15 protein-coding genes are annotated in these 16,098 nt (G+C 69.1%); 7 read left to right on the top strand and 8 right to left on the bottom strand.

Annotation, left to right across the window (positions count from 1 at the left end; genetic code table 11):
- Nucleotides 1-22: 22 nt before the first annotated feature.
- Together OKW78_RS11140 and OKW78_RS11145 are read right to left on the bottom strand one after the other, a co-directional pair.
- On the bottom strand, nt 23-946 hold the full coding sequence (locus tag OKW78_RS11140; protein WP_281195239.1) for a hypothetical protein: 924 nt from the start codon (nt 944-946) through the stop codon (nt 23-25).
- Between the two features lie 50 nt (nt 947-996).
- Nucleotides 997-2,937 (bottom strand): DNA ligase, encoded by a 1,941-nt coding sequence (locus OKW78_RS11145; RefSeq protein ID WP_281195240.1) that lies wholly within the window; start codon nt 2,935-2,937, stop codon nt 997-999.
- Between the two features lie 94 nt (nt 2,938-3,031).
- Here OKW78_RS11145 and OKW78_RS11150 point away from each other — a divergent pair, with 94 nt between their 5' ends.
- Both OKW78_RS11150 and OKW78_RS11155 read left to right on the top strand, forming a co-directional pair.
- Nucleotides 3,032-4,573 (top strand): hypothetical protein, encoded by a 1,542-nt coding sequence (locus tag OKW78_RS11150; RefSeq protein ID WP_281195241.1) that lies wholly within the window; start codon nt 3,032-3,034, stop codon nt 4,571-4,573.
- Nucleotides 4,574-4,690: 117 nt separating this feature from the next.
- Entirely contained in the window at nt 4,691-6,418 is a 1,728-nt protein-coding gene (locus OKW78_RS11155) for a histidine kinase N-terminal 7TM domain-containing protein (RefSeq protein ID WP_281195242.1), read from the top strand.
- Between the two features lie 32 nt (nt 6,419-6,450).
- Here the strand turns inward: OKW78_RS11155 and purK are convergent, their stop codons facing one another.
- The 6 genes from purK to aglJ all read right to left on the bottom strand — a co-directional run bounded on the left by purK (nt 6,451) and on the right by aglJ (nt 13,125).
- Nucleotides 6,451-7,623: a 5-(carboxyamino)imidazole ribonucleotide synthase gene (gene purK, locus OKW78_RS11160; RefSeq protein WP_281195243.1), complete on the bottom strand. Its 1,173-nt coding sequence runs from the start codon at nt 7,621-7,623 to the stop codon at nt 6,451-6,453.
- 127 nt (nt 7,624-7,750) lie between these two features.
- Nucleotides 7,751-8,662 (bottom strand): NAD(P)-dependent oxidoreductase, encoded by a 912-nt coding sequence (locus tag OKW78_RS11165; protein ID WP_281195244.1) that lies wholly within the window; start codon nt 8,660-8,662, stop codon nt 7,751-7,753.
- A gap of 81 nt (nt 8,663-8,743) precedes the next feature.
- Nucleotides 8,744-9,487: a hypothetical protein gene (locus tag OKW78_RS11170; protein ID WP_281195245.1), complete on the bottom strand. Its 744-nt coding sequence runs from the start codon at nt 9,485-9,487 to the stop codon at nt 8,744-8,746.
- Between the two features lie 65 nt (nt 9,488-9,552).
- A complete protein-coding gene (locus OKW78_RS11175; protein WP_281195246.1) occupies nt 9,553-10,722 on the bottom strand; it encodes a cell division protein FtsZ in 1,170 nt (389 codons plus the stop codon).
- Between the two features lie 27 nt (nt 10,723-10,749).
- Nucleotides 10,750-11,958 carry an AI-2E family transporter gene (locus OKW78_RS11180; RefSeq protein WP_281195247.1) on the bottom strand — a complete coding sequence of 403 codons (1,209 nt, stop codon included), beginning with the start codon at nt 11,956-11,958 and terminating at the stop codon, nt 10,750-10,752.
- A 54-nt stretch (nt 11,959-12,012) separates the two neighbouring features.
- Nucleotides 12,013-13,125 carry an S-layer glycoprotein N-glycosyltransferase AglJ gene (gene aglJ / locus OKW78_RS11185; RefSeq protein WP_281195248.1) on the bottom strand — a complete coding sequence of 371 codons (1,113 nt, stop codon included), beginning with the start codon at nt 13,123-13,125 and terminating at the stop codon, nt 12,013-12,015.
- A gap of 100 nt (nt 13,126-13,225) precedes the next feature.
- Here aglJ and OKW78_RS11190 point away from each other — a divergent pair, with 100 nt between their 5' ends.
- The 5 genes from OKW78_RS11190 to OKW78_RS11210 all read left to right on the top strand — a co-directional run bounded on the left by OKW78_RS11190 (nt 13,226) and on the right by OKW78_RS11210 (nt 16,054).
- Nucleotides 13,226-13,621, top strand: a complete 396-nt coding sequence (locus OKW78_RS11190; protein WP_281195249.1) for a hypothetical protein — start codon at nt 13,226-13,228, stop codon at nt 13,619-13,621.
- Nucleotides 13,622-13,899: 278 nt separating this feature from the next.
- Entirely contained in the window at nt 13,900-14,931 is a 1,032-nt protein-coding gene (locus tag OKW78_RS11195; protein ID WP_281195250.1) for a phosphate uptake regulator PhoU, read from the top strand.
- Between the two features lie 105 nt (nt 14,932-15,036).
- On the top strand, nt 15,037-15,219 hold the full coding sequence (locus OKW78_RS11200; RefSeq protein ID WP_066418014.1) for a hypothetical protein: 183 nt from the start codon (nt 15,037-15,039) through the stop codon (nt 15,217-15,219).
- Nucleotides 15,220-15,288: 69 nt separating this feature from the next.
- The gene (locus OKW78_RS11205) at nt 15,289-15,513 is read left to right on the top strand and encodes a FaeA/PapI family transcriptional regulator (protein ID WP_149784946.1); all 225 of its coding nucleotides are present in this window, start codon (nt 15,289-15,291) and stop codon (nt 15,511-15,513) included.
- Between the two features lie 112 nt (nt 15,514-15,625).
- On the top strand, nt 15,626-16,054 hold the full coding sequence (locus OKW78_RS11210; RefSeq protein WP_281195251.1) for a CoxG family protein: 429 nt from the start codon (nt 15,626-15,628) through the stop codon (nt 16,052-16,054).
- Nucleotides 16,055-16,098 lie beyond the last annotated feature (44 nt).

Here is a 16,098-nt window from a genome sequence, read left to right on the forward strand (position 1 = left end):
CCCCGGCGACGCATGAGCGTGGCTATCTCGTCGCTTCGTCGTGATCCCTACCCGGGTCCGTCCCCTCGACGGGAGTTCGGTCCTCACTCCCGACCGGAGTCCGGTCTTCGCCCTCGACGACGAGGTCCCACTCGTCCTCGACGTCGACGCCCGGACCGAGGACGTGTTCGGGAACGAGCGGCATCGGAATCGGCACGAACCCGGCGGCACGCATCGCGGCGAAACCGCTTACCGTCTCGACGACCGTCCCGTCGTCGCCGCGACGCACGCGGAACCGCTTGTCCGCCGGATCCCGGCGATAGACGTACGGGAACGTCCGGGCGGGCGGCGTTCGAAGACTCTCCGTGCCCGCGAGCACGGTGACGACCCGATCGTCGACCTCACAGACGAGTCGCGGGACGGTCGGACGACCGTCCGGTTCGCTCGCGGCCGCATCGACCCCGCCCACCGACGGAACCGGACCGGACGGCGTGTCCGTCTCACGCCAGCGGAACGTCGGATCCGCGTCGGTTCCCGTTTTCCCCCCGGCGGGATCGTCGACGCGAACGCAAGCGTATCCGCCGGTTTTCCCGGGAATTTCACCGGTGTCGACGGGGATCCGGTCGGGACCGGCGTGGAACGTCCGGTGGCCGTCCGACTCGTCGACGACGAGCGGCGGGTCTGTGAGGACCGATCGAACCGCGTCCGCGAGCTCGGCGGCGGCGACGACGAACAGGGCCCGTCGGTCCCGATCGATCGCGTGACCGAGCCGGGAGACGACCGTCGTCGGCGTCGCGTCCGCCGCGGTGAGCGGTTCGATCCCGAGCGTCTCCTCGCCCCGCGTGGCGATCGCCGGCGGCTCCGCTCGAGTTCCCGGCCGGGAGACGTCGTATCCGCACGCCACGAGCCGGCTCGTCGCCGCCTCGGTCAGTCGCCGCCGCGCAGCGTCGCCGAGGGGGTCGGGCATGGGTACTCGGTACGGGTCCGACCCGGAAGCGACTTTCGCGTCCGCCGCGCTCAACTCGAGTCGCCGGCGTCCGTCTCGTCGTTCGTCTCGTCTCCGGCCCCGTCGGTCGTCTCGTCGTCACCCGACCGACCGCGGCCGTCGGCGAGTCCCGCGACCCGTTCGAGGGTGTCGACGTCCTCGACGGACTTGTCCTCGCGGACGCCGGCGAACCGGGGGAACCGAAGGGCGTACCCGGAGCCGTACGTCGGGGACGTCTGGATCTCCTCGTAACCGACCTCGAGGACGACCTCGGGACGGATCCGTAGCTCCGTCCCCGATTCGGCGACGACGTGCGGCTCCAGCCGCTCCGTGAGTTCCTCGAGTTCCTCGTCCGAGAGGCCCGTCGCGACCTTTCCGATGGGTTCGTACTCGTCGCCGTCGCGGACCGCGAGCAGGAACGTCCCGAACAGCTCCGCACGCCGACCCTCGCCCCACTCCGCGCCGACCACGACCGCGTCGAGCGTCTCGACGTCCGGCTTCCGTTTCAGCCAGTCTCGGCCGCGGTTTCCGGGCGTGTACGCCGAAGTCGGGTCCTTCAGCATGACGCCTTCATGGCCGGCCTCGAGGGCCGCGGACTCGATCCCGGCGATCGCCTCCGTGTCGTCGACGACCCGCAGGTCCGCGGCCGCGTCGGGGAGGACGTCGACGAGGCGGTCGTGGCGGACGCGAAGGGGTTCCTCGAGGAGGTCGTCGGGGGCGTCCTCGTCGCCGTCAGCGTCGATCCCGTCGGCGGCGTCACCGTCGCTGTCGCGGTCGCTCTCGACGTCGCCGTCGCCAGCGAGCAGGCAGTCGAACGTGTGGAGCCGGCAGGTCACCGTCTCGCGCATCCGGTCCACGTCGTGTTTCCGACGGAATCGGCGGAGCACCTCCTGAAACGGCAGCGGCGAGTCGTCGTCGTCGACCGCGACGATCTCCCCGTCGAGGACGACGGGCACCTCGGCTCGGTCGGCGACGTACTCGACGATCTCCGGCAGCGCGTCGGTCACGTCGTCCATGTTCCGCGAGTAGAGCCGCGGCCCGAACCCCTCGGTCCCCGGCGCGTAGTGGACCTGGACGCGGGCCCCGTCGAACTTCGTCTCGACGGCGACCTCGCCGAACGAGTCGACGGCGTCGGCGGCGGTCCCCGCCTGCGCCAGCATCGCCTGGACCGGCCTGCCGACCCGGATCCGCTCGGCGTTCAGTCCCTCGATCCCCGCCTCCCGAGCGAGGCGTGCGACGTGTCCGTAGTCGTTGGTCACCTGGAGCGCGCGCTCGACGGCAGCGTACGCCTCGTCGCTCGCGCGACTCACGTCGTCGCCGCCGACCTCGCCGGATCCGTCGCCGCCGTCGTCGGTCTCGTTCGTCGGGTCTCCCTCCCCGTTGTCGGCCTCGGTCTCGACCCCGATACCGTCATCGGCGAGGAACGCCTCGGCGACCGCGTCGCGGACGGTCCCCTCGCCGACGCCGATCCGCATCTCGCCGAGCACCAGGCGAGCGAGCGTTCTCGCCTCCGCCGGATCGCACCGATTGAACAACCCGAACAGCGCGTCGACCTTCCGGGACTCGCTCCCCTCCCCCGTGGCGGCCGCGAGCTCCCGGAGCGTTCCGTCTACCTCGGCGACCGAGAGCGGGTCGCGACCGTCGCCGAACGCCGAGAGCCCCCGCTGTCCGCCGAAGTCGAACCCGGCGGCGACCGCGCCGATCTCCCCGCGGCTCGCGAGTCGGTCCTCCACGTCGTCGGCGGTGACGTTCGGCCCGGCGGCGCGGGCGATGGCCTCGCGACACGAGGCGGGACCGATATCGAGGGTCCGGTCGTCGTGTGCGGGATACGTCCGCCCGAGCAGGAAGCGAGTCACCGTCTCGAGGTCGTCGCCGGCGTCGACGAGCAGGTCCGCGACGATCGCCGTCGTCTCGAGGTCGGCCGGCTCGGCCTCCAGTCGCTCCACCCGCTCGGCGAACGCGGCGAACTCCATGCCCCGGATCGGCGATCGGCGCTCAAAAGCGCGCCGATGCGGAGCTCACCCTGGGTCGGGGCTCTTTTATTACCGGGGTCCGTCCGGCCATCGCATGAGCACCGAGTCGGCCCTCGCCGACGGCGTCCGTGAGGCGCTCGCCGTCGACGCGGAGGAGTTCGCCGCGCGCGCCGAGGAGGAGGCGGAGGTCGTCAAACAGGGGCTACACGACGGGGCGTTCGACAACCACCAGTCGATCGTCGGCTTCGAGTACGAGTTCTACGCGGTCGCCGACGGCCGCTGGAGCGAGGAGTCCCGCGCCGGCGAGTACGCGCTGATGCGCGTGCCGCGACGCCTCCTGGAGCTGATGGGGTTCGAGAAGGAGCTCGGGCTCCACAACGCGGAGATGTCGACGAGCCCGCAGCCCCTCTCGGACCACGGCCTGCGCGCCCAGCTCGCGGAGGTCAGAGCGCGGCTGGAGGCCGCCGAGAACACGGCCGGCGTCGAGGGAATGCGGCTCGTCTCCGACGGCGTCTGGACGATCCCGCCGGCGGGCGAGACGGCACGCGGATACCTCACCGACAGCGTCGACCTCGACGGCGTGACCGTCGCGGCCAACATGAGCGACGCCGTCCGCTACCACGCGATGGCGAACGCCGGCGACGACGCGCCCGTCGCCCTGGAGGCACCCGGCGTCACGCTGCGGGCGGACACCGTGATGCCGGAGAGCCTCATCACCTCGATCCAGCCGCACTACCAGGTCGCACAGGCCGACACGCTACCGGTCCACTTCCGGTACGCGCTCCGGATCGCGGGACCGCTCCTGGCGCTCGGCGTGAACTCGCCGTTCCTGCCGCCGGACCTCTACGACGACGACTGGGACGCGGAGCGGGTCCTCGAGGAGGGGGCGACGGAGAACCGGGTCCACGTGTTCGAGTCCGTGCTCAACGCCCGGACCGACGCCGACAAGGTCCGGTTCCCGCACGACTTCCACGACGTCGAGACCGCCGTCGACCGGATCGCGGGCGACGAGACGATGGTTCCCATGCCCGAATCGGACGGTACCGACCGCTTCGACGACGCGTTCGCCACGTTCCGGACGAAACACGGCACCTACTGGCGGTGGGTCCGCCCGGTGTTCGAGGGCGCGAGCCGGTCGAGCGCGAACGCCCGGATCGAGTTCCGTCCGGTGCCCGCACAACCGACCGTCCGGGACTCGATCGCGTTCCAGGCCGCGTTTGCGGGGCTGATGGGCGCGCTCCCGCGACACGAACACCCCGTCATCGGCCTGGAGTGGGAGACCGCGCGCGACAACTTCTACGCCGCGGTCGCGGACGGACTCGACGCCGAGATGGAGTGGATCGGCTACGACGGCGAACACACCACGGACGCGACGGAGATGTACGAGGACCTCCTCGACCACGCGGCCGCCGGCCTCCGGACGGCCGGCTGCTCGGAGGCCGAGGCGGAGTCGTGGCTCGCCCCGCTCAGGTATCGGGTCGACGGCGGGATCACCCCGGCCGGCTGGAAGCGGGCCGGCGTTCGATCCCGGCTGTCGGACGGCGAGTCGTTCGCTGACGCGGTCCACAATACTCAGCGGGCGTACATCGAACGACAGGCGGACACCCTCATCGACGGCGGCTTCTCCGAGTGGTGACGCGGACGGGTCCGGATCGGTGACGCGGACGGGATCGAACGTCCGGATCGGCCGTGATCGGCGTGTAGTCGGCCGATTTAAGTAATACTCGCCGTATCGTCGGATAGATCCGAGTACATGCCATGGCAGTCGACCCCGTACGTGCTTCTGCTCTTTCTGTCGGCGCTGGTGGCGTCGCTGTGGGCGGGGTACGGGATCGTGTCGGTCCCGGCGGGAAGGCGGAACCACACGGTCACCGCGTTCGTCGTCCTCTGTCTCTCGGCCGCGGTGTGGGCCGCAACGTACGGCGTCCAGCTCGCGAGCACCGGCCTCGAGGCGAAGCTGTTCGCCCACCGGTTGTTACACGTCGGTGCGGCCGCAACCCCGTCGGCCTGGCTGGCGTTCGCGTTGGCCTACACCGGTCGAGAGGACCGCCTCACGCCGAGCGTCGTCGCGGCACTCGCGGCGATCCCCGCTGCGCTGGTCGTCCTGCTGGTCGCGAATCCGTACTCGCTGGTGTTGGTCGACGCGGAACTCGTCACGACGACCGGGTCGTTGACGCGGCTCGAGACGACGCTCGGCCCGGTCTATCACCTCCATCTCGCCTTCTCGTACGTCGCGGTCGTCGGGGGCGCGTGGCTCGTCGTCGACCACGCTCTCGGCTCCGGTGAGCAGGTCAGACGGCAGGCGGCGCTTCTGATCCTCGGGGCGCTGGTCCCCCTCGCGTTGAACGTGTTCGAGGTCCTCTCGCTGCCGCCGTTCGGAACGGCGACCGTGAACCTGACTCCCGTGTCGCTTTCGCTCTCGACGGCGTGCTTCGGGCTGGCCGTGTTCCGGTACCGACTCTTCGATCTGACGCCCATCGCCTCGCGGGTCGTCCTCTCGGAGATGGACGACGGCGTGGTCGTCCTCGACGCCGCCGGGACGATAGTCGAAGTCAACCCGGCCGCGGAGGCCGTCGTCGGCGACCGTGAGACGGCGGTCGGCGCGCCCGTCTCGACGCGGCTCCCGGAGTACGACGGCCTCGAGACCGGAGCCGACGACGAGGTGCTCGCGACCCGCGAGAGTCCCGGTGGGAAGCGGTTCCTCCGGTTGAGCCGGTCGCCGCTGCGGCGGGGCGGCGAGACGTACGGCTGGGTGGTCCTGATCGGGGACGTGACCACGATCGAGGAGCAGCGCCGGGCCTTGGCGGAACGGAACGAGCGATTGGACGCCTTCGCCGGGATCGTCTCACACGACCTCCGGAATCCGCTTTCGGTCATCTCGGGCTACGCGGAGATCGCGAGAGAGACGGGCGACCCGGAGCACTTCGAACGGATCGACGACACCGTCGACCGCATGACCGAGTTCCTCGAGGACCTGTTGCAGCTCTCGAGACAGGGCGAGACCGTGACCGAGTTCGAGCCGGTCCCGCTACGGGAGGTCCTCGAGGCGGTCGAGACCGGGATCGCGGACGACGACCTGACGGTGGTCGTCGAGGACGGAGTCGACGACGCGGTCGTACTCGCGGATCGGGCCCGACTGGGACAGGTTCTCGACAACCTCCTGCGGAACGCACGCGATCACGCCGACGAGCCCGTGACGGTTGCGGTCGGCCGCCTGTCGGACGGCTTCTACCTCGCGGACGACGGGCCCGGGATCCCCGAATCCGAGCACGAGAACGTCTTCGACGTCGGCTTCACGACCCGCGAGTCGGGGACGGGACTCGGATTGGCGATCGTCCGCGACGTCGTCGAGGCCCACGGCTGGTCGATCGAGGTGACCGAGAGCGAGGAGGGCGGCACCCGGTTCGAGATCACCGGCGTCGAGTTCGACGAGCCCGGAAGGGGTGACGAACCGATCGGCTCGTCTCCGGAAGCCCGGTGAGGGATCGGACGAGCGGGAGGAGGTTCGCCTTCCTACGTCTCGCGGAACGTCAGCCCGTCGCGAAGCTCCCGGGCCCGCGACAACAGCGCGGCGCGAGCGGTCGCCTCCGGATCGACGGTTCCGTCGGTCAGCGTCAGATGCCCCATCTTCCGGAGCGGGCGCGCGTCGTTCTTGCCGTACCAGTGGAGATCGGCCTCCGGTGCGTCGAGGACTCCCTCGATCCCCCGGAGGGTCGCCGGGCGGCTCTCCTCGGTGTCCCCGAGCACGTTCGCGGTGACGGCGGGTGCGACGAGGTCGGTCGGACCCAGCGGCCAGCCGAGGACGGCGCGGACGTGGTTCTCGAACTGTGACGTCCGCGTTCCCTCGATGGTCCAGTGCCCGGAGTTGTGGGGGCGCGGCGCGATCTCGTTGACGAGCACGTCGCCCTCGCGGGTCTCGAACAGTTCGATCCCGTAGACGCCCCGCCCGTCGAGGAACTCGAGGACGTCCTCCGCGACCGCCTCGGCGCGGGCGATGGCCTCGTCGCTCGCGCGTGCGGGAGCCACGCTCTCCCGGAGGATCTCCTCGCGGTGGATCGTCTCCGTCACGGGGTAGGTCCGGGTCGCGCCGTCGGCGCCCTTCAGCCCCATCACGGCGATCTCGCGCTCGAACTCGACGAACCGCTCGGCCATCGCGTCGCCGCCGACTTCCGCGAGCGCGTCGGCCGCCTCGCTCGGCTCGTGGACCGGGACGTTCCCGCGGCCGTCGTACCCGCCGCGCCGGGCCTTGAGCATGACGCCGTCGAACTCCTCGACGACGCGCTCGAGCCCCTCGGCGGTCGCGACCGCGGCGAACTCGGGCACGGGGATCCCGGCGTCCGCGAGCGCCTCCGTCTGGACCAGCTTGTCCTGTATCGTCTCGAGGGTCCCCGGGTCCGGGTGGACCGGTACGTCGTGTTCCTCGCTCGCCGCCGCCAGCACCTCGGGATCGGCGAGTTCGATCTCGAAGGTGAGCGCGTCGACGCGTTCGGCGAGCGCGTGGATCCCGTCCGGATCGTCGAAACCGGCGACGATCTGGTCGCGGGCGACCCCCGATGCGGGACACGCCGGCGTGGGGTCCAACACGACCACGTCAACGCCGAGGGGCGAGGCCGCCTCCGCGAGCATCCGTCCGAGCTGTCCGCCGCCGACGACGCCCAGGGTCGGGCCGGGAAGCGTGATCGACATCTACGCCGGGATATCGCACGTTGACGAATAAACATTGCTGAATTCACCGATCGATATGCACGAATGCGGATCTCATTCGTGCGAACCGCTCGGGATCGCCGCCGCGAACCTCCCGGGCTGTGTCGCCTCAGCCGTCGATCCGAGCCTCCTCGCCCGCCAGCATCTCGAGGACCTGCATCACGCCCGAGTTGTCGTCGCGGCCCATGTCGTTCCCGACCATCGACTTGTACAGCTCGTGGGCGAGTTCGGTCTGGGGCATCGGCGAGCCGAACGTCTCGCCGGCCTCCGTCGCGATCCGGAGGTCCTTGTACTGGTACTCCGCGAAGAAGCCCGGATCGAAGTCGCCGCGGATCATCGACGGGGCGCGGTTGTCGAGCGTCCAACAGCCGGCCGCGCCGCCGCTTATCGCGTCCACGACGGCCTCGAGGTTCGCGCCCGCGTTGTGTGCGAACACCAGCGCCTCGCTCACCCCGACCATCTGGGCGGCGACGACGATCTGGTTACACGCCTTCGTCGTCTGGCCGGCCCCGCTCGGCCCGCAGTGCGTCACGGTCTCGCCCATGACCTCGAGGGCGTCCGTCCACTCCGCGAGGACGTCCTCGTCGCCGCCGACCATGATCGAGAGGGTCCCCTCGATCGCGCCCGACTCGCCGCCCGAGATCGGCGCGTCGAGGGCGTCGACTCCCTCCTCCGCGAGGCGTTCGGCGACCGCTTCGGCGACCGTCGGCGAGATGGTCGAGTGGTCAACGACCGTCATCCCGGCGCTCACGCCGTCGATCACCGGGTCGGGCTCGCCGTCCTCGCCGAGCACGACGTCCGCCACGGCCGGCGAGTCGGGGAGACACAGGAAGACGACGTCGCTCCGCTCTGCGACGCCCGCGGGCGATCCGCCGTCCTCGCCGCCGTACGCCACGAGTTCCTCGACCGGTTCGTCCGATCGGTTGTGCCCAATGACGGAGTACCCCGCGTCGAGGAGGTTCTTCGCCATCGGCAGGCCCATGATCCCGAGTCCGACGAACCCGGCAGTTGCTTTCGGCATACTCCCACTGTCGAGGAACACGGCATAAAACTGATCCCGGCGGCCGTCCTCACCCGTTTCGACCGAACGCTACACCGAACCCTACACCGAGACCGTCGCGAGGTCGCTTTCGAGCCCCTCGACGAACTCGTTGTAGGCCTCGACGAAGCCCGCGAACGGTTCGGCGTACTCGCGCACGTCGGCCGCGGAGGGGGCCCCGTACTGCGAGAGGAGATAGAGGCCGCCGGAGCCGCCGACGCGGAGGTACGAGGTCGTCCCCTCCTCCCACTTGAGCTCCCAGCGATCGCCGTCGACGCGGGCGGTAAAGGTCCCGTAGTCGTCGCCCTCGTAGCGGTACACTTCACCGGCGATGACGCCGCAGGTCTCGCGGATCGAGTCGAGCACCCGGTCGCGCTCGGCGACGACGCCGTCGGTCGAGGCTGGCTCCGGAAACTCCGCGGAGACGCCGTCGAGCACGCCCGACAGCGAGTCGACGTACGCGTTCCAGGCGGCGACCATGTTCGGGTAGTCCGCCAGCGCGGTCGCCAACCTCGACGGTTCGGGCGGCTGCTTCGTCGAGACGACGTAGGTGTCGGGCCCGCTCTTCGGCGAGAAGAGCAGGAACTCCAGCTCGCCGGCCTCGTGTTTGACGGTCCACTCGCCGCCCGCCGTCGACAGCTCCGTTCGGCCGTAATCGCCGCCCTGGAGCTTCGCGAGCCGGTAGGCGATCCCGCCGGCGTGGTCGCGGACGGCGGCGACCAGCTCGTCGCGCCGGTCGGCCACCGACTCGACGTCGGACACGTCGAGATCGATGCCGAGCCCGGCGGTCTCGGAAGGGGAACTCACGTCCGGAACCGGGCGACGAACGGAGTTAACCGGTTCGGTCACCGGCCACGCGGATCGGTCACGGATCACCCGCTCCGGCCCGGGATCGACTCGCGTATCTCGCGTATCCGTTCCGGCTCGTCGATCCCCGCTCGAAGCACGAGCGCGAACACTTCCTCGCCGTCGGGGACTGGAGCATCCCCGCTCAGGATCGCCCCGGAACCGGTCTCCTCGGCGAGCCATCGCCGACCGTCGGCGATCGCCTCGCGATTGAGCCAGGCGGGCGGACCGCCGACGACGAGCAGGGTTCGGTCGGCACGCCCCTCGGGCACCTCTATCGTGTTCTTTCCGCGGGTCGCCTTCCGGATCACCGTCTCGACGGCCGACACCGCGGCGCTCGCGTCCACCTTCTCCGGCTCCGAGGAACCGAACAGGCCCAGACCGAACCGCGACTCGGTTTCCGCCGGTTCGACCGCCTGCGTCGCGTACCCCAGCGCCGCGACGTCGCCCTCGTCGCCGACCGCCCGAGCGATATCGCTCGCGTCGAGCACCTGCTGGGGCGTGACGGCGTCGGCGTCGCTCTCGCCCGCCCCGAACAGCGCCGCGATCCGATCGGCGACGATCCCGTTCAGTCGGTCGCGAGCGTCCACGATCGTCTCGCCGGGGCGCAGCCACGCGTCGGTGTCGAAGGGGAGGACGGCGGTCGTTCCCTCCGAGAGCGCCCCGAGCGTCCGAGCCGCGTTCTTCTCCGTGAGCGGCCGTCGTGGACTCGATCCTCCGTGTCGGCTCGGTTCGTCGTCGCCGTTCTCCTTCCTGTCCGGCTCCGTGTCCGGGTCGCTCTCGGCGGACGCGGGGAGGACGGCTACCGAGTACACCGGTGCGTCGTACAGCGTTTCGAGCTCCGCGGCGAGCGCCGGTGCGACCCCGCCGCCGGCGGCACCGCCGACGCCGACGACGAGAACGAACGCCTCCGCGATCGACGGGCGTTGGTCGTCGAGGGCTCGGCCGAGCTCGCTCGCGTGGACCTCTCCGAGCTCTCGGCCGGCATGGAGGTCTCCGTCGAGCCCGTCGCCGCCGGCGGCGTCCCCGAATCGGTATCGCCGGTCCTTGCCGAGCGACTCGAGGCGGTCGAGCGCCTCCATGTCCGTGTCGAACGCGGAGACGCCGTGGAGGAATCGGTCCCCGTCGCGGTCGGCCGTGAGCCGGTCGACGATCCGGCCGCCCGCCCCGCCGAGGCCGATGACGTGTACGCGCATACGTTCTCCCGGTCGGCGAACGGGGATTTATGATCTTCGGCCGGTCGCGGAGCGGTCGCCCGGGACGCCGGGCCAGTTGTCGTCGTCATCCGGACCCGACGCGCCGGCCCCGTCGTCGCCGGGGACCGTCCACTCGAACTCGTCGAGGCGGCACTGTCCGTCGGGGAGCCGTTCCGCGGGCTCCGGCTCCACCCCGAGCAGCCGGGGCAACGCGGTGTCCGCGAACGTCAGGACGAGCACCAACACGATCGGCGCGAGGAACAGTCCGTGAAAGCCGAACACGACGGGACCGAAGATGTACGCGAGCATCAACAGCCCGACGTGCGTCGTCTTTCCGCTGAAGTACGGCCGCAACACGATGTCGGGGATCGTGTCGACGACGACGACGGCCACGAGGAGGAACCCGACGACGTACACCAACAGTCCGGTGTCGTTCCCCATGACCGCCGGAACCGCGGTCGCCGCGGCCAACGGCAGGTAGACGACCTTCATTCCGATGACCGGTATCAGGCTCGCGACACCCGTGAGCGCACCCGCGAGGGTCGGATACGGAACGGAGACGGCCTCGGGTGCGACCAGGTTGTAGCCGGTGTACGTCGCGATCGCGATGATCGAGATGGCGATGACGTTGAGCAGGTTTCCGTACAACACCGCCTCGAGCTCCGCGTCGGCCGCCTCGAAGTACTCGCGGACGATCGCGTCGTCGTCGAACCGGAGCACCCACTCGTGGAACTTCGAGCCGTCCAAGAGGAGGTAGTAGGTGACGACGACGGTGATGAGCAGGTTGAGGAGCAGCCCGGAGACCGTGTTCGTCAACAGCGCGGCGTTGTCGACGAGGAAGTCGATCAGCGGGTCGAACTGTCCAGACCGATACGCCTCGACGACGTTCCCGACCGAGAGGTTCGACAGCTCGGTCAGGCGCTGTACCCACTGGTTTCCCGAGCCGAGCGTCTCGGCGAGCGGGAAGTCCTCGATGAACCGCCGCGTCTCGACGACCAACAGCACCACGGCCGAACTCAAAAGCAGTATGAGCGGGACGGCGATCACCGAGAGGGCGGTCACCGCTCGGACTCGCGCGGGGAGCCGCAGTCGTTCGAGGTCGTAGTAGAACCGCCGAGTGGAGTAATAGAGGAAGACGGCGACGGTGAGGGCGGCGACGAAGCGATAGGCGATGTAGCCGGCGATCAGCGAGACCGTGAGACCGAAGAGGGCGACGACGAAGCGCTTCTCGTCCATGCGCGGACGTGTTCGACCTGGAACATAAATGATGTGGAAGGTTCGAGGTCCGGTTCAGTTTCCCGCCGAGCCCGTGGTGAAACCGTCGTTCGCCTCCTCGGTCCGGTCGCTCGCCCCCTCGGCTCGATCATCCGTCCCGTCGGCTCGCTCGCCGGTCCCGTCGGATCGATCGTCGTTCTCCGATCGAGGAGACCCGTTTTCCTCGTCCCGATGCCCGCCAGCGTCGTCGCGGACGGACGACCCCAACCGCTCCGCGACGACACGGTCCTGCCGGTCCAGTTGCTCGCGGTGTAAGGAGAGGATCATGTCGGCGAGCACGCCGAACACGAGGAGTTGCATGCCGAGGATGATCGCGCCGGTCGCGGCCACCGCGACTATCTCGTGGCCGACGCCGGAGACGATCCATCGGTAGAGGACGAACGCGGCCATGACCGCCCCGGTGACCGTCGAGATCGTGCCGACGCTCCCGAAATAGAAGAGCGGGTTGTTGGTCTTCGCCTTCCGGTACAGCTCCAGGAATATCACGCCGCCGTCACGGACCGGGTGGAGGTTCGTCGAGGAGCCGTCGGGGCGTGGCCGGTACGTAACAGGGACGACCGCGACCGCGACCCGCTGTTTCACGCACTCGACGGCCATCTCGGTCTCGACGCCGAACCCGTCGGCGGTGAGGGTGAGCCGGCGGAACGACTCGCGGGTGAACGCCCGATAACCGGAGAGGATGTCGCCGTAGTCCTCCCCGTGGATCGCGCGAAACGTCCCGTTGATGAGGCGGTTACCGACGCGGTTCAGCCGCGTCATCGCGCCCGGACGCATGTCCGCGAAGCGGTCCCCGATCACGTGTTCGGCCTCGCCCTCGAGAAGCGGGGTCAACATCGCCTCCGCGTCCCCGGCGTCGTAGGTGGCGTCCGCGTCGGCCATCAGGACGTACGGGGCGCCGACGTGCTCGCGGACGCCCTCGCGGATCGCCTGACCCTTTCCCTCGCCGGACTGTTCGACGACGCGTGCGCCGGCCTCGCGGGCGATCTCGCGGGTTTCGTCGGTCGACCCCCCGTCGACGACGAGGACGTTCGCGAGGCCCTCCTCCCGGAACGAGGAGACGACGGTCCCGACGGTCTCGGCCTCCTCGTAGGCCGGCAACAGGACGCAGACGTCGTCGAAGTCGCTCATCGTCCGGGCGATATCGGCCGAGTCGCTAAACTCTGTCCCTCCGGTCGCAAAACGACGGGAGACCCACACGCTCATGTATCCCACCGACGTATGTGGTGGCATGTCACAGGCACTCGAAGAACACGCCGAGGCGCTACTCAGCGCGGCGCGGACCGCGACGGGGGACGAGCTGCGGAGCCTCACGTACTTCACCGAAGAGGAGGTCGAACAGCTCTACCTGCGGAGCGATCTGAGCCGGACCGCCGACCTCGTCGGGTTCGCCGAGAGCGAACGACACGGGTTCCACGCGCAGTCGCTGTACGCCAACACGCAGCTCGGGAACTACTTCTTCACCGTCCGGGTGTTCGAGAACGGCTACCTCACCCGGGTGATTGCCAACGACCACGGCGTCTGGGTGACGACCGATTCGATGGAGATCGATCGCTTCGAGGAGCTCGCCAGCGCGCTCGCGGAGATCCTCCGCTCGTTCGATCCCGCCGCGATCGACGAGGAGTGACCTCGGAGAGTTCCTCTCAGTCTAGCTCGGTCTTCCGTTTCGAGACCAGCCGGTCGGCGTGAACCGGCTTCGTCACGTCACCGTTCGTGCCGCCTTGAACCGGCTCCATCGGCTTCTTCCTGCTGTCGATGCCCCTCCGTCGTCGCTTTGGTCGCGGTCGGGTGCTCACGGATCGATACCCAACCGCACACTGCTATGACCGATCACCTTGTATATTCGCTCGAGCGTATAATGAACATAGGAACAAGGTTAAGGTATCTCACGCGATACCAACGGATATGGAAACGCGGAAGGTCCAGCGGCTGGGACCGTCGACGCTGGCGATGACGCTCCCCGCCGAGTGGGCACAGGAACACGGCGTGAACAAGGGTGACGAGGTCTCCCTGCGGATGGGAGGAAAGGGGACGCTGACGGTGCTGCCCGAGTCGGTGAGCTCGGAGGAATCGGAGGCGGTGATCAACGCGGACGGACTCGATGCACGGGCGCTCGAGCGGGCCGTCGTCGCCCAGTACGTGCTCGGCCGGCGCGTGATCCACGTCCGGAGCGAGGGGACCCTCGACAGCGAACACATCAACGCGGTGTACAAAGCCGAGACCCAGCTCATGGGACTCGGCGTGATAGAGGAGACGCCGGAGGACATCTCGATCCGCTGTTCCGTCGACCCCGAGGACTTCACGCTCGACAACCTCCTCGAACGGTTGGAGAACACCGGCTCGACGATGCGCGGCGAGGCCGTCAAGGCGCTCGCCCACGGCAACGCCGACCTCGCTCAGCGCGCGCTCAACCGCGAGCGGCAGGCGAACAAGATCTTCGTGCTCCTGTTGCGGCTGATCTTCACGGCCTACCAGAACCCGAACCTCGCTCGGGCGGTCGGACTGGAGGAGGGATTCCCCCTCATCGGGTACCGGTCGGTCGCGAAGAACCTCGAGCTCACCGCCGACAACGCCGAGGACATCGCCGACATCGTGATGGAGGCCGACGGCCACACGCTCGACGTCGACAAGTCCACGATGCGGCAGATCCGCGAGTTCACGGACCAGGTGGACGAGCTCACCGCGCTGGCGGTCCGGGCCGTCGTCGAGCGCGACTACGACCTCACCGTCGAGTGCCGCGACCTCTTCGCGCGACTCGAGGACCGCGAACAGGAGATCCTCGGCGAACTGCCCGACGACCTCGACAACGACGTGTTGTTGATGACGCGAGAGGTGCTCGTCAGCCTCCAGCACACGGCGGAGTACGCCATGCGAAACGCCGAGATCGCCGCGAACCTTGCGCTCAACGAGGCGTCCGACCACGTCGACATCGTCTGAGCGACGGGACCACGTCTCCGACGCGTCCCCGCTTTCTCGCCTTCTCGTTCGCGCGCAGGTCGCCAGGTTCGCATGAACTAAGTGTCCACCCGCGAAGCGGTTCGTATGACCGAGGGATCCATCGCGTCCGACAAGGGGATCGGCGTGACGCTCGCACTGTCGGCCGTCGCGGTGGTCGGCGCAGTCGTGATGTACGGCCACCCGACCCAGTACGGCAAGGCTTGGGGGTTCGCGGCGGCGTTCGTCTTCGCGCTGTTGGCGGTCGTCGCCGTCCAGGCGTTCGAGTGAGACGACGCGACGAGAATCCGGACGCCTCGACGAGAAACCGTTAACCCCGTCTGACACCAACGTCCAACGATGACCGAGTACACCGAGGAGGAGCGGCGGATCCTCGCGTACCTCACGGACAGCGTCACCCGTGGCGAGCGGTACGTCCGCTCGAAGACGATCGCCGACGCGATCGGTCTCACCGCCAAGCAGGTCGGCTCCAGGCTCCCGCGACTCGCCGAGAAGGCCGACGACGTCGAGATCGAGAAGTGGGGCCGCGCCCGCTCGACGACGTGGCGCGTGACGCAGGGCTGACGGGTCGCGCGGGAAGCGACCCGACCGTGAGGACCCGATCGAACCTGTTCGAGGTCGGCGGTCGGATCCGCGACTCCACCCTTTTATTCACCCCCCGTTCGTATCCGGATCCATGACCGTCCGAGTCTCCCGGACGTTCGAGTTCGATGCCCCCGCCGAGGACGTGTGGGCGTTCATCTCGGACGCGGAGAAGCGTGCAGGAGCGATCAGCGTGGTCGACACCTTCGAGGTCCACGGGGACGGGACGGCGACGTGGCACGTCGCGCTCCCGATCCCGATGATCCGGTCGACGATCACGGTCGACACCGAGGAGGTCGAACGCGACCCGCCGAACCGGGTGAAGTTCGTCGGCAGATCGAGCGCGTTCCGGGTGACCGGCGAACACGTCATCAGCGAGACCGATGGAGGGTGTCAGCTCGCGAACGAGTTCGTCGTCGAGGGGAAACTGCCCGGCGTCGAGTCCTTCTTCAAGCGTAACTTCGACGCGGAGCTCGACAACTTGGAGGAGGCGCTCCGCGGGTCGCTGACGCTCGACGCCTGAGCCCGATCGACGTCCGAACGCCCTCGGACCGGAGACGGTCCGGA

Origin of the sequence: Halorubrum sp. F4 (assembly GCF_027257195.1) — an archaeon.
Taxonomy (GTDB): domain Archaea; phylum Halobacteriota; class Halobacteria; order Halobacteriales; family Haloferacaceae; genus Halorubrum.